This is a genomic window from Flavobacterium hiemivividum, from assembly GCF_004349145.1.
Classification (GTDB): Bacteria; Bacteroidota; Bacteroidia; order Flavobacteriales; family Flavobacteriaceae; genus Flavobacterium; species Flavobacterium hiemivividum.
Window position 1 is genome coordinate 127,348 of record NZ_SMFO01000006.1, and the last position, 14,367, is coordinate 141,714.

11 protein-coding genes and 1 tRNA gene are annotated in these 14,367 nt (G+C 35.5%); 6 read left to right on the forward strand and 6 right to left on the reverse strand.

The window, feature by feature from the left end; genetic code table 11:
* The first annotated feature begins 40 nt into the window (after nucleotides 1–40).
* The gene (locus E0F98_RS09940; RefSeq protein WP_243699227.1) at nucleotides 41–994 is read left to right on the forward strand and encodes an alpha/beta hydrolase; all 954 of its coding nucleotides are present in this window, start codon (nucleotides 41–43) and stop codon (nucleotides 992–994) included.
* A 154-nt stretch (nucleotides 995–1,148) separates the two neighbouring features.
* Here E0F98_RS09940 and rocF read toward each other — a convergent pair whose 3' ends face one another.
* Nucleotides 1,149–2,111, reverse strand: a complete 963-nt coding sequence (gene rocF, locus E0F98_RS09945; RefSeq protein ID WP_132110994.1) for an arginase — start codon at nucleotides 2,109–2,111, stop codon at nucleotides 1,149–1,151.
* Between the two features lie 12 nt (nucleotides 2,112–2,123).
* Nucleotides 2,124–3,407 carry an ornithine--oxo-acid transaminase gene (gene rocD, locus E0F98_RS09950; protein WP_132110996.1) on the reverse strand — a complete coding sequence of 428 codons (1,284 nt, stop codon included), beginning with the start codon at nucleotides 3,405–3,407 and terminating at the stop codon, nucleotides 2,124–2,126.
* Nucleotides 3,408–3,633: 226 nt separating this feature from the next.
* Here rocD and E0F98_RS09955 point away from each other — a divergent pair, with 226 nt between their 5' ends.
* From E0F98_RS09955 to E0F98_RS09965, 3 genes are all read left to right on the forward strand, one after another.
* Nucleotides 3,634–4,086: an Lrp/AsnC family transcriptional regulator gene (locus E0F98_RS09955; RefSeq protein WP_132110998.1), complete on the forward strand. Its 453-nt coding sequence runs from the start codon at nucleotides 3,634–3,636 to the stop codon at nucleotides 4,084–4,086.
* 129 nt (nucleotides 4,087–4,215) lie between these two features.
* The gene (locus E0F98_RS09960; protein ID WP_132111000.1) at nucleotides 4,216–4,989 is read left to right on the forward strand and encodes a dienelactone hydrolase family protein; all 774 of its coding nucleotides are present in this window, start codon (nucleotides 4,216–4,218) and stop codon (nucleotides 4,987–4,989) included.
* Nucleotides 4,990–5,219: 230 nt separating this feature from the next.
* On the forward strand, nucleotides 5,220–6,236 hold the full coding sequence (locus E0F98_RS09965) for a M28 family metallopeptidase (protein WP_132111002.1): 1,017 nt from the start codon (nucleotides 5,220–5,222) through the stop codon (nucleotides 6,234–6,236).
* 106 nt (nucleotides 6,237–6,342) lie between these two features.
* On the opposite strand, the gene E0F98_RS09970 is transcribed toward E0F98_RS09965, so the two are convergent.
* The 4 genes from E0F98_RS09970 to E0F98_RS09985 all read right to left on the reverse strand — a co-directional run bounded on the left by E0F98_RS09970 (nucleotide 6,343) and on the right by E0F98_RS09985 (nucleotide 8,817).
* A tRNA-His gene (locus E0F98_RS09970) sits at nucleotides 6,343–6,418 on the reverse strand.
* A 75-nt stretch (nucleotides 6,419–6,493) separates the two neighbouring features.
* Nucleotides 6,494–7,210 carry a bacillithiol biosynthesis deacetylase BshB1 gene (bshB1, locus tag E0F98_RS09975; RefSeq protein ID WP_132111004.1) on the reverse strand — a complete coding sequence of 239 codons (717 nt, stop codon included), beginning with the start codon at nucleotides 7,208–7,210 and terminating at the stop codon, nucleotides 6,494–6,496.
* 61 nt (nucleotides 7,211–7,271) lie between these two features.
* Nucleotides 7,272–8,333, reverse strand: a complete 1,062-nt coding sequence (locus E0F98_RS09980) for an isochorismate synthase (protein ID WP_132111006.1) — start codon at nucleotides 8,331–8,333, stop codon at nucleotides 7,272–7,274.
* A 46-nt stretch (nucleotides 8,334–8,379) separates the two neighbouring features.
* Complete coding sequence (locus E0F98_RS09985; RefSeq protein WP_132111008.1) at nucleotides 8,380–8,817, reverse strand: PaaI family thioesterase; 438 nt, start codon at nucleotides 8,815–8,817, stop codon at nucleotides 8,380–8,382.
* A gap of 139 nt (nucleotides 8,818–8,956) precedes the next feature.
* Here E0F98_RS09985 and E0F98_RS09990 point away from each other — a divergent pair, with 139 nt between their 5' ends.
* Nucleotides 8,957–10,471, forward strand: coding sequence for a hypothetical protein (locus E0F98_RS09990; protein WP_132111010.1), 1,515 nt, complete (start codon nucleotides 8,957–8,959; stop codon nucleotides 10,469–10,471).
* Nucleotides 10,472–10,682: 211 nt separating this feature from the next.
* On the forward strand, nucleotides 10,683–14,336 hold the full coding sequence (gene purL, locus E0F98_RS09995; protein WP_132111012.1) for a phosphoribosylformylglycinamidine synthase: 3,654 nt from the start codon (nucleotides 10,683–10,685) through the stop codon (nucleotides 14,334–14,336).
* Nucleotides 14,337–14,367: the final 31 nt, after the last annotated feature.

Sequence of the window (14,367 nt, forward strand, 5' to 3'; positions counted from 1 at the left end):
GGAAAATTAGTTAATTTTATTTCTCATACACATTTGCTGTATGTCTATTCTAATTAACAAAGCAAGGATGAATCTCGATACAGACTTTACCTTTAAAACCCTTCAACTAACTCCGGATTACGAAGGAGAAGTTACGGCTACGTTTATTTCTTCAAATCGTAATTTGAGAACAAGAAAAAGTGTATTGTACTTACATGGATATAATGACTATTTCTTTCACCCACATCTGGCTGAAAAATTCAATGACAATTCGATTGATTTTTATGCGCTTGATCTGCGCAAATACGGTAGGTCGCTATTAAAACATCAGCATCCCAACTATTGCAAGAACATTGAAGAATATTTTGAGGAAATTTCTATCGCTATAACTGAAATTGATAATAGAAGCAGAAATCAAATTTATCTTTTAGGTCACTCCACTGGAGGATTGATAGCAAGCAATTACATGAATACCGGTTGCGAAAGAAACAAAATAGATGCTCTTATTTTAAATTCACCATTTTTTGACTTGTATCAGTCGGAATTTGAGAAGTTCCTCAGTTACTGGGGTTCCAAAATCATTTCTTCTATAGCGCCGTATGCAAAAATCGAAGGTGCATTAGCTGCTGTTTATGCCCAAAGTTTACATAAAGACTTCTATGGTGAGTGGGATTTTAATCTAGACTGGAAACCAATAAAAGGTTTCCCTACTTATCTTAAATGGGTAGTTGCGATAATCAACGCTCAGAAAAAATTAGCAAACTCAAATATAAAAGTACCCATTCTAATTATGCATTCTTCAGACTCAAAAAAGATGACCACTTTTACTAAAGAAGCTATATCTAGAGATACGGTGTTGAATATTGAGGATATAAAAAGAGTTGGAGCAACTCTGGGAGATAATGTAACACTGTTGCAAATCGACAATGCTTTGCATGATATCTTTCTATCTCCAAAACCGGTGCGAGATTCCGCATTCGATAAAATGCTGTCGTGGTTATCAAAAATGGAGTAAGCTCTATCAATAACAATTGCAATGTCAATATCAATAAAAAAGAGACAAGTAATTGCAACATATCGATTGCCCATTTATCAAAAAAAAAGAAAATCCCAAAATCTAATCACTAGATTTTGGGATTATATATTTAATCTGAATCGTATTAAAATAACTATTCGATAGGTAAAATTATAGTGGAGGTAATTTGCTCTAAAACTTCAAAAGCAGTTTCCGCCATCTTATTTCCTTTTGTATCTAAAAGTGGATTAACCTCAACAACCTCAATACAAACTACTTTTTTACTTTTAATAATCTGATTGATAATAGCGATTACTTCATGTTGATCAAATCCTTTAGGAACTGGAGTTCCCGTTCCATATGAAATCATATCACAATCCATTGAATCCACATCAAAAGAAATATAAATTAAATCGCAGTTTGACAATTTAGATAAAGCCTCGGCAACACAAGTTTGTAGACCACGGTAACGCACTTCGTCAACTTTGTAGTTCTTGATACCCAATTTTTCAATTTGGCTATCTTCAGCCTCTTCTGTATCACGAACGCCAAAATAAATTAAGTTTTCGGGAAGTATCTTAGTGCCAGAAGTACCAATATTTTTCATGTTCTCCCAGTGCTGTACCGTTTCTGGACTAACCTCGTTGACTTTACAATCTAAATTATCTTCTCCCAATGCCGCTGACAATGGCATTCCATGAATATTTCCAGATGGTGAAGTGTAAGGCGAATGCAAATCAGCATGCGCATCAATCCAAACGACACCCACTGCTTTTGTAGGATAAACTGCTTTAATACCACTTATTGTTCCCAATGCTGAGGAATGATCACCAGATAGTACAATAGGAAAATAATTTTCTTTCAAATTATGCTTTACGGCATATGAAACACGCGTGCATTGCTCCACAACGTGTTCGATTCTTTTGGCAAAAGTATTTCTATTTTTATCATAGATGCTTTCGTTGTGGGTTTTCACGTCTTCAAACTCAAACTGATTAAAATAATCACTGTTGCGATTGATAGCAGCAATTTCGATAGCATCAATCCCTAGATCAGATCCTCTTGTCCCCGCACCAATATCTGAGCGATTCTTTATTAATTTTATAAACCGTTCCATACTAAATAGAAATTATTTAAAATCGTTAAGTGCTTTTTCAATAATCGAGAGACAGTCTTGTATTTGAGCTTCAGTAATAACTAACGGTGGAGCAAATCTAATTTTGTTACCATGAGTTGGTTTAGCCAACAATCCATAGTCTCTAAATTTCAAGCAAATTTGCCAAGCTAAATCAGATTCTTCATCACAATTGATTACAATTGCATTCAGTAATCCTTTTCCTCTCACTAAACTGATTAATGAATTTCTTGAAGCGATATCATTCAATCCTTTTCTTAATAAAATTCCGAGACGTTCCGCATTTTCAGATAAATTTTCATCACGCACAACTTCTAGTGCAGCCACTGCTACAGCAGCAGCTACTGGATTTCCACCAAAAGTCGATCCGTGTTGTCCTGGTTTTATAACATTCATAATTTCGTTATTAGCCAATACTGCCGAAACGGGATAAACACCTCCCGAAATCGCTTTCCCTAAAATAAGAATATCAGGTTTCACCTCTGGCGTATTTTCACATCCTTGAGTGCAAGAACAATTTCCACAAGTAGCCAATAATCTTCCGGTACGAGCAATTCCTGTTTGAACCTCATCTGCAATAAATAATGCATTATGAGCTGCACATAATGCTTTGGCTTTCGCCAAATAACCCTCGCTAGGAACATAAACTCCTGCTTCTCCCTGAATTGGTTCCACTAAGAAACCAGCTATATTTGAATTTAATTTTAAAGCGGCTTCTAAGGCGTCGATGTCATCATAAGGAATTTTAATAAAACCTTCTGTAAAAGGACCAAAATTCTTACGCGCATTTTCGTCATTTGAAAACGAAATTATCGTTGTCGTTCTTCCATGGAAATTATTTTCACAAACAATAATTTGCGCTTGATTTTCTGGAGTTCCTTTCACTTCATACGCCCATTTTCTACAAATTTTTAAAGCGGTTTCAACAGCTTCAGCTCCTGTATTCATTGGTAATACTTTATCAAAACCAAAATATTTAGTCACATATTCTTCAAAAACTCCCAATTGATCGTTATGAAAAGCACGCGAAGTCAATGTTAAAGTTTGTGCTTGTTTTACCATTGCCCCCACAATTTTTGGGTGACAATGACCTTGGTTTACAGCCGAATATGCTGATAAGAAATCATAATATTTTTTACCATCAACATCCCAAACAAAAACCCCTCCTCCTTTTTCGAGAACTACCGGTAATGGATGATAATTATGGGCTCCATATTTATTTTCTTTTTCGATTAACGCTTCTGATTTAGAAGAAAGTACTTGTTGTGTTTGTGCCATGATAAAATATATTTTAATGCTTAGATCACAAAAATACAAATATTTTTAAATTAAGCAATAAAATTCGGTATTTTTGATTTATTAGCGATTAAATAAAGTTAATTTTTAAAATTAAAGTCGTTTTTAAAGTCATTTTATTAAATTAAGCTGCGCTATGGCCTGTAACATAAAAAATTTTAATTACTTTTATAGCTACAAAATAACATTTTAATTTAAAATATTTTTCATGGATGTATTAGATGAATTCGACATAAAAATCTTAAAGGAATTGGAAAAAGATGGCCGAATGGCTTACTCTGCAATTGCTGCAACCTTAAAAGTATCTAATACCATGGTTCATCAGCGCATCAATCGCATGATGGAGCAAGGAATCATTACAGGAATAAAACCCATCATAAACGAAAAGAAAATAGGCTATGACTGGGGATCATTTACTGGGATTACACTTAATAAGGACGAAGATTCTAGTAGAGTTATAGACGAACTTAAAAAAATCCCTGAAGTTACGGAGTGTTATTACATCACTGGCTCTTTTACTTTGTACATAAAAATGATTGCACGTGATCATGAACACATGAGAAAATTACTTTATGAAAAAATTGACAGTATTCAAGGAATTGCAAAAACAGACTCCATGATTGAATTGGGCTGTGCCTTCAAAAGAAATATCTCCTTGTAACATCATAGCAGTAAAACAGTTGAAATTTTCATCTTTTTTAAAATAATACAATACCGCAATAAATATATTCTATAGTGTAGCTTAATTTTTTTGGTTTTAATTCAGATATTTGTGTAAAAACACTACGTTATGAAAAATTTAAAATATTTTATTTTAGGAGTTCTTATATACTCAAACGCATCTTTTGGCCAACTAAAAGCTGTTACTTATCAAGACGAAAATCAGATTTTAAATGGTTTTAAGATTGCACCATCAAAGAAAAGTTCGCAAAAACCGGGGATTTTGATTCTTCCTGCTTGGCATGGAATTGACAAAGCATCAAAGGATATTGCGGGAGATTTGGCTAATTTGGGCTACTATGCTTTCATAGCAGATATTTACGGTGCGGGAAATTACCCAAAAGACAATGCAGAAGCCGGTCAAAAATCTGGTTATTATAAAACCAATTATAAGGAATATCAAACAAGAATTTCATTAGCGCTGCAACAACTGATAAAAGCTGGTGCTAATCCAGATAATATTGTAGTTATTGGATATTGTTTTGGAGGTACAGGAGTTCTTGAAGCAGCGCGTGGTCATCTCAATATAAAAGGTGTAGTTTCTTTTCACGGTGGCTTAGGTAGAGATACCACAAGACCTACTGAAGCAATTACTACTAAAGTTTTAGTCTGTCATGGTGCTGACGATCCTTATGTGTCAGCAGAAGAGATTACGGCTTTCCAACAAGAAATGCGTGACACAAAAGCAGATTGGCAAATGATTTATTATGCAAACGCAGTTCACGGTTTTACTAATCCCGAATATGGAAATGACAATTCAAAAGGTGCTGCTTATAATGCCACTGCAGCAAGACGTTCATTTGAACATTTGAAACTTTTCTTGAATGAGGTTTTAAAAAAGTAATCTATTTTACAAATGCATGTAACTATTAAAGCTCAGGTGGTACTAACACTATACCTGAAGGTGATTTTTTGGAAAATACTTTTTGGAAAACCTTAAAAAACCTTTGATTAATACCGTGAAATTTGACCTTAACATGCCTTTTCGATAATATAGAATTGAATACTATATAGTTATAACAAATTGTACAGTATTTTAATTTTAAACTTTCATCAATCTAAAATAACCCCAAAATGAAAAAAATTATTGCCTTATTTGTGGTAGCCACTACCCTATCGTGCAGTACCACAAAAGTTACTAAATCAGTAGATAATTCTGATCCTACAAAGTATATGAATACAATCACTGCAAATGAGCTAAAAACACATCTTTACATTGTTGCATCAGACGGAATGGAAGGCAGAGAAACGGGTTCTGCAGGACAAAAAAGAGCGGGAAATTACCTTATTAGCCAATATGTAAAAAACAAGGTTTCTTTTCCTATAGGCGCTACAAGTTTTTACCAGCCAGTACCTGCTGCCTTTTTGAATGCCAAACGAAATGCAAATCTACCTGATTCAGAGAATATATGGGCCTTTATAGAGGGTTCAGAAAAGCCCAACGAAATTGTGGTTGTATCTGCTCATTACGACCATGTGGGAGTTAAAAATGGCGATGTTTATAACGGTGCTGATGACGATGGCTCAGGAACGGTAGCCTTATTAGAGATGGCTGAAGCTTTTCAAAAAGCCAAAAAAGATGGTCACGGCCCAAAACGTTCGATTATGTTTTTACACGTAACAGGAGAAGAACATGGTTTATTAGGCTCTAGCTACTATTCTGAAAATCCTTTATTTCCTATGGCAAATACCGTAGCAAATATCAATATTGATATGATAGGTCGTCGCGATGAGGCTCATGCCAATACAAACAATTATGTTTACGTGATTGGCGCAGACCGTCTATCAAGTGATTTAGACAATATCACTACCGCAGTGAATAAAAAATATATTCAAATGGAGCTGGACTACAAATTCAATGACCTTGCCGATCCTAATCATTTTTATGAGCGTTCTGACCATTATAATTTTGCAAAGCACGGAGTTCCTTCCGTTTTCCTATTTAATGGCGTTCACGCAGACTACCATCAAAAAACAGATACACCAGACAAAATTGAATACGATGCGTTAACAAAGAGAACGCAACTCGCTTTTACTATGGCCTGGGAATTAGCCAATAGAGAAAATAGACCCGTTGTAGACAAGAAATAAATGTAAGAATCATATAAAACGAAAGCTTTGAAGAAATTCAAAGCTTTTTTCATTTCACTTAATCCCACAAAAAAAGCCTCTCATTTCTGAGAGGCTTTTGCCTTTTGGGTGGGAGACGGGGCTCGAACCCGCGACCCTCGGTACCACAAACCGATGCTCTAACCAACTGAGCTACAACCACCATAATGCTTAGCGGTGGCAAAGATACAACATAAGTTCACTTCTGCAAATATTTTTTTCAAAAAATTACATGAAATTTACATCAAATCTCCTAAACTATTGACTGCCAAATATCTTTCTACCGTAAAACCTTCAGCATAATCTACTCCTACAAGTCGGCCGAGATCCTGCGAACGATAATTCAAGCTTTCAAAGAAGTTTTTAGAGGTGATTGGCGACTCTGGCTCTTTCGAATCCTTGTCATAAAACTGCGAACCGTATGCTAATATCGATTCTATCTTTTTTTCTGTAAATCCTGAAATATCGACAACAAAATCTGGAACAATATTTTTCCACTGAATGTAATGATAGACTATTTTTGGTCTCCATGCCGTCTGCTTCTCTCCATCTAATTCGGTTTCGATTTTCATCAAACCAGATAAAAAACAAGCATCCGAAACTAATTTACTTCCTTTTGCATGATCTATATGGCGGTCATCGATTGCATTGCACAATACAATTTCTGGTTGATACTTCCTGATCATTTTTATAATCTCACGTTGGTGCTTTTCATCATTCACAAAAAAACCGTCCCGCATTTCTAAATTTTCTCTTACGGAAACCCCTAGAATTTTTGCAGCAGCATTTGCCTCCTGATCTCTAATTTCAGCTGATCCTCGTGTTCCTAGTTCCCCACGAGTTAAATCAATAATACCAACTGTTTTCCCTAAGGATATTTCTTTTAAAAGTGTCCCCGAACATCCCAGTTCTACATCATCAGGATGAGCTCCAAAAGCTAATATATCTAATTTCATTTCTATTTTTTCTATCTATTTTCTATTCTCTATTCTATGTATTCTTTACTCTATTCTCTAACTACAAAACTTTCTTCATTGTCCCCGATTTATTAACGCTTTCCTCCCACTCGCTTCTTGGATCACTATCTTTTGTAATACCGCAACCCATGTACAAATACGCCTTATTTTCTTTTATTTTCATACATCTTAAATTGACATATAAATCAGATTTTAAAGTCTCATTATCAAAGCCAACTTTATTTAACTCTCCTAAAAAACCAGTATAATATTCCCTATCATAATCTTCGTTTCCCAAAATAAAATCCTTTGCTTTCTGTTTAGGTAATCCACAAACAGCAGGTGTAGGATGTAGAACAGAAATCACTTGTTTCAAATTTGAATCATCGTTTAACACACCTTCAATATCCGTTTTTATATGAAATAGCTCACCCGCTTTTAAGGCATAAGGGCTGGATATCGCAATATCTGATGTCAGATCTTTTAAATTTTTTAGAATAAAGTCGGTAACAAACTGTTGTTCTTCTACTTCTTTTTTCTCCCAGATCACTTTTTGTGAACCTTTGCTTTTTTGGGTTCCCGCTACTGCCATAGTAGAAAACTTCTTATTATCAGATTTAAGCAATCTTTCTGGTGTTGCTCCCATCCATAAACCTATTTTGGGATGATACCAACAGTAACAAAAAGCATTTGGATAACTTTGAATCAATTTTTCGAAAACCGAAACCAAATCAAATTTTTGCAATTCGACTGTTTCTTTCCTTGATACCACAACCTTTTTAAAAACATCCTTTCTGATCGCGTCAATTCCTTTTTGAACTAGAAATTCAAAATGCTCTTGAGCTTGCTTATTTTCAGACATTGAAAAATCAGAGTCAGAAGTTTCTTCGCTAGCCGTTATCAATGAACTCCATTTCACGGACTGATCAAAAGGAATAAGTATTCTTTGATTCCCTTCAAAAGGTGCAAAAACAAAACCGGACTCTTCAAAATTTTCAGCAAAGTACAAATGATCGTTTTTCTGAAAATAGCCCACTACTTTGATATTATCGGGCTTTCTATATAGTACAAAAGGCAATTTTTGCAATTCCTGTTGTTTCACTTTGATAAAAAAATCAATCATATTTACTTAATTCTAAACCGAAGTTTAATTAATAAAAAAGTACCACTTATTCTTCTTTTCTCTTTCTTTTTGGCAAAACCATATTAGTCAATTTGCACAGTGAAATCAAATTATTATTTTCATCAGTAATTCGTATTTCCCAAAGGTGAATACTTCTACCCTGATGAATTATCTTAGCCGTAGCAGTTACTATACCATTGCGTTTTGCCTTAAGGTGATTTGCCGAAATCTCAATTCCACGCACTTCACTAAGCTCGGGATTTATAAATAAAAAGGAAGCCGCACTTCCCACACTTTCTGCCAGGGCCACCGAAGCGCCGCCGTGCAACAGACCCATAGGCTGATGAACAGTAGGATTTACAGGCATTGTTGCTGTCAAAAAATCCTCACCAGCATCAACATACTCAATATTTAAGGTTTCCATTAAAGTGTTTTTGGAAATACGATTGCAGTATTCCAGTATTTTTTCTTTATCGAATGTCATGAATTTAATTTTATATAGATTGTAAAAATAAATAAAAGATAAGACACAAAAAGTAATTCCAATACTTATTCTGCATTCAAAATAAAAATCCTTTCACTCTGAATGAGTTTTTTCTTATTTTTACAGAAAATCAACCGAAATGCGTGCTTTTTCTCTATTGTTTTTTATCGGAATATTATTGTCAATTTGCTCATGTCGTTCTGATTTTGAAACCGTGGCAAGTACGGGTGATTTAACTTTTTCAAAAGACACGATCTACCTTGATACTGTTTTTACGAATATCGGTTCCAGCACCTACCGTCTAAAAGTATACAATAAAAGTAAAAACGACATCAGCATTCCTACTATAAAGCTAGCCAATGGTCTTAATTCTAAATATCGAATGAGCGTTGATGGCATGCAAGGAAGCAGCGGAAAAATTTTCAATAATGTAAATTTATTAGCGAACGACAGTCTGTATATTTTCATCGAAACTACAGCAAGTATTACAGATGCTAACCCCAATGATTTTTTATATACAGACCAAATTGAATTTGATTCAGGAACAAATTTACAAAAGGTAGAGTTAGTGACGCTCATTCAGGATGCTGTTTTCTTGTATCCAAAACGTTTTGCAGACGGAACTACCGAGACCCTTCCTGTTGATGATGAAAAAATTTATGGCTTTTACTTGGATGAAGACGATCCTATAAATGGCAACGAACTCCATTTTACCAATACTAAACCCTATGTTATATATGGCTACGCTGCGGTTCCAGCAGGAAAAACAGCTGTTTTCGACGCCGGTTCCAGAGTCCATTTCCATGCTAATTCCGGACTGATTGTAAGCAATAGTGCCTCTTTAAACATAAATGGTGCTGCCTCAACCTCAACCAAATTAGAAAATGAAGTCGTTTTTGAAGGCGATCGATTAGAGCCTGGATATAATGATGTTCCTGGACAATGGGGAACAATCTGGCTTACAAATGGAAGCACTAATAACAAAATCAATCATTTAACCATAAAAAATGCGACGATAGGACTACTAATTCAAAACAATGACGGCACGACTGTATCGATTAAAAACACCCAAATCTATGACTCGTCTAATTATGGAATTCTAGCGCAAACAGCAAAAATTAACGGAGAAAACATTGTGATTAATACAGCTGGATTAGCAAGTTTAGCCTGCACTTATGGTGGAAATTATAAATTTACCCATTCCACATTCAACAATAACTGGAACAGTTCGTCCCAAGTGGCAGTTGCAATAGATAATTTTATTACAGCTGCCATTCCCGAAGTAAAAGATTTGACGCAAGCGACTTTCAATAATTGTATTATTTATGGTTCGTATACGAATGAATTGAGCCTAAGAAAAAAAACAACGGCTGCATTTAATTACCAATTCAACAATTGTTTGATCAAATATGATGCGACGTCCACAAATCCCGATTATCAATTTGCAACTGATGCTACTCATTATTCAGCAATTATTTTAAATCTGAGTCCGAAGTTTTACAATATCAACTTGAATAAATTGAATATTGATGGGAATTCGGCTGCTTTCGCAAAAGGGAATTCGGCATACTTGATTCCGACAGATATTTTAGGAAAAACGAGAGCTACACCTCCAGATTTAGGTGCGTATCAGAGTATGGAGTTTCCAAAATAAAGTTGATCAAATTACCCATAACTTCAACCAATAAGAAATTAATTAAACACACTAAGAAGATTATATTTCTTTACGCTCGAAAGAAAAACAAACATTAATTTATTTTTAATATTTGGCACTGAAGTATCGTCTTTTAAAAAGTGTTTTTTGCTCTTGCCAAAACTACTTTTTTAGACTAAATTTGCACCGTAATACAACAAACTACACAACAATGATCCATTTCTTTGAAAACCAAAGCAAAACTGTTTTTGCCGTACAAACGCAAGACGAAATTTCAGCTCAAGACATTTCAAAATTAAACTGGCTTTTCGCCGACTCAAATAAAATAGAAAAATCCGTACTGACGGATTTTTTTGTTGGTCCCCGCGCCGCTATGGTCACTCCTTGGAGTACCAATGCAGTTGAAATCACTCAAAATATGGCGATTTCAGGAATCATCAGAATTGAGGAATTTTATTATGCTACCGCTGATTCTGAAGATTTTGACCCTATGCTTTCGCAAAAATATACTGAGTTAAATCAAGACATTTTTACCATCAATATCGCACCAGAAGTAATTTTGGATATTGATGATATTGCAGCATACAACAAAAAAGAAGGATTGTCATTAAGCCCTGAAGAAGTGGAATACCTAGACAACTTAGCTGTTAAATTAGGTAGAAAACTAACTGATTCTGAAATATTTGGTTTCTCACAAGCCAACTCAGAACACTGTCGTCACAAGATTTTCAATGGAAAATTTATTATTGACGGTGTAGAAAAAGAATCTTCTTTGTTTAAAATGATTAAGAAAACATCGTTAGAAAATCCTAACGACATCGTTTCAGCATACAAAGACAATGTGGCTTTTGTAAAAGGGCCTCGTGTAGAACAATTTGCTCCAAAAAGCGCTGACAAACCTGATTTTTATGAAGTAACAGAATTTGATTCGGTTATTTCTTTAAAAGCAGAAACACATAATTTCCCTACAACTGTAGAGCCTTTCAACGGAGCTGCAACTGGTTCTGGAGGAGAAATTCGTGACCGTTTAGCAGGTGGACAAGGTTCTTTGCCTATGGCAGGAACGGCAGTTTATATGACTTCCTATTCTCGTCTAGAAGAAAACAGACCTTGGGAAAACGGAATGACAGAAAGAAAATGGTTGTACCAAACTCCAATGGATATCTTAATCAAAGCCTCAAACGGAGCTTCTGATTTTGGAAACAAATTCGGACAACCGCTTATTACGGGTTCTGTACTGACTTTCGAACACGAAGAAGATGCCCGTAAATTAGGTTTCGACAAAGTGATTATGCAAGCCGGCGGAATTGGTTACGGAAAATTAGATCAAGCTATCAAGAAAACGCCACAAACCGGAGACAAAGTTGTTATCCTAGGTGGAGAAAATTATAGAATCGGAATGGGTGGAGCTGCAGTTTCTTCTGCAGATACGGGAGCTTTTAGCTCTGGTATTGAGTTAAACGCAATCCAACGTTCGAATCCAGAAATGCAAAAAAGAGTTGCTAATGCCATTCGTGGATTAGTAGAAAGCAATGAAAACCCAATCGTATCGATTCACGATCACGGAGCTGGAGGACATTTAAACTGTCTGTCAGAATTAGTAGAGGATACTGGAGGTTTAATTGACTTGGACAAATTGCCTGTGGGTGACCCTACCCTTTCGGCAAAAGAAATCATCGGTAACGAGTCTCAAGAAAGAATGGGATTAGTTATTGGTCAAAAAGACATTGACACCTTACAAAAAATTGCCGATAGAGAGCGCGCTCCTATGTATCAAGTAGGTGACGTGACTGGAGACCATCGTTTTACTTTCGAATCAAAAACTACAGGGGCTAAACCTATGGATTTTGCTTTGGAAGACTTTTTTGGAAGTTCTCCAAAAGTGGTGATGACAGATTCAACTATCGACAGAAAATATGCTGATTTAGAGTACAGCGTAAAAAAAATATCAACTTATCTAGAACAAGTGCTTCAATTAGAGGCTGTGGCTTGTAAAGACTGGTTAACGAATAAAGTAGACCGTTGTGTGGGTGGAAAAGTAGCCAAACAACAAACTGCTGGACCATTGCAATTGCCGTTGAATAACTGTGGTGTAATGGCTTTAGATTACAACGGAAAAGAAGGAATTGCAACTTCTATTGGGCATTCACCAGTAGCCGCTTTACTTGATCCTGTTGCAGGAAGTAGAACCGCTATTGCTGAATCTTTATCGAATATTGTTTGGGCTCCAATTAAAAATGGTTTGGATGGAATTTCACTTTCGGCAAACTGGATGTGGGCTTGTAAAAACGAAGGAGAAGATGCTCGTTTGTATGCTGCAGTAGAAAGCTGTTCGAATTTTGCAATCGAATTAGGAATCAATATCCCAACAGGAAAAGATTCCCTTTCGATGAAACAGAAATATCCAAATGACGAAGTAATTGCTCCAGGAACAGTAATTATTACAGCTGGTGGTAACTGTACTGATATTAGAAAAGTGGTAGAACCAGTTTTACAAAGAGACGGTGGTTCTATTTATTATATTAATTTATCGCAAGATGAATTTAAATTAGGAGGTTCGTCATTTGCACAAACCTTGAATGCTATTGGGAAAGATGCACCAACAATTAAAGATGCTGCCTTTTTCAAAAAAGCATTCAATACAATTCAGGAATTAATCTTAGAAGACAATATTCTTGCAGGCCACGATATAGGAAGTGGTGGTTTGATTACTACTTTATTAGAAATGTGTTTCGCCGATAACAATTTAGGAGCTAAAATTGACTTCTCTGTTTTTGAAGAGAAAGACATTATCAAATATTTATTTGCTGAGAATATCGGAATTGTATTCCAAGCTAAAGACGATGCGAGTTTAGAGAATAAACTAAACACAAATGGAGTTTCTTTCTACAAATTAGGAACAGCAACTTCTGAAGCAACTTTAGACTTTGGTCCTTGCAAATTAGACATTGCGAAATACAGAGATGTTTGGTTTAAAACTTCGTTTTTATTAGACCAAAAACAATCTAAAAACGGAATGGCGCAAGCGCGTTTTGACAATTACAAAAATCAACCGTTAAACTATACTTTTCCAGCACATTTTACAGGAAAAAAACCAATAATCGATGCTTCTAAACCGCGTCCAAAAGCAGCTATTATTCGTGAAAAAGGAAGTAATTCTGAACGCGAAATGGCAAACGCTATGTACTTAGCTGGTTTTGATGTAAAAGACGTTCACATGACCGATTTGATTTCAGGTCGTGAGACTTTAGAAGACATTCAATTCATTGGAGCTGTTGGAGGTTTCTCTAACTCTGATGTATTAGGTTCAGCTAAAGGTTGGGCTGGAGCTTTTAAATACAACGAAAAAGCAAATACTGCCTTGAAAAACTTCTTCAAACGTGAAGATACTTTATCTGTGGGAATTTGTAATGGTTGCCAGCTTTTTGTTGAATTGGAATTAATCCATTCAGAACATGAAGAAATGCCTAAAATGTTACACAACAAAAGTAAAAAACACGAAAGTATCTTTACATCAGTAACAGTACAGGAAAACAAATCAGTGATGTTGTCTAGCTTAGCTGGATCTACATTAGGAGTTTGGGTTTCGCATGGTGAAGGAAATTTCGAATTGCCATTAGGTGAAGAAAATTACAATATTGTTGGTAAATACGCTTACGATGGGTATCCTGCTAATCCAAACGGTTCTCATTATGATGTAGCCATGCTTTGCGATCTTACAGGACGCCATTTAGTTATGATGCCGCACATTGAGCGTTCTACGTTTCAATGGAACTGGGCACATTATCCAAAAGACAGAAACGATGAAGTTTCACCTTGGCATGAAGCCTTTGTTAATGCTAAAAAATGGATTGACAACAACTAAATTACACTGTTATTTATATAGTAAAAGCGTT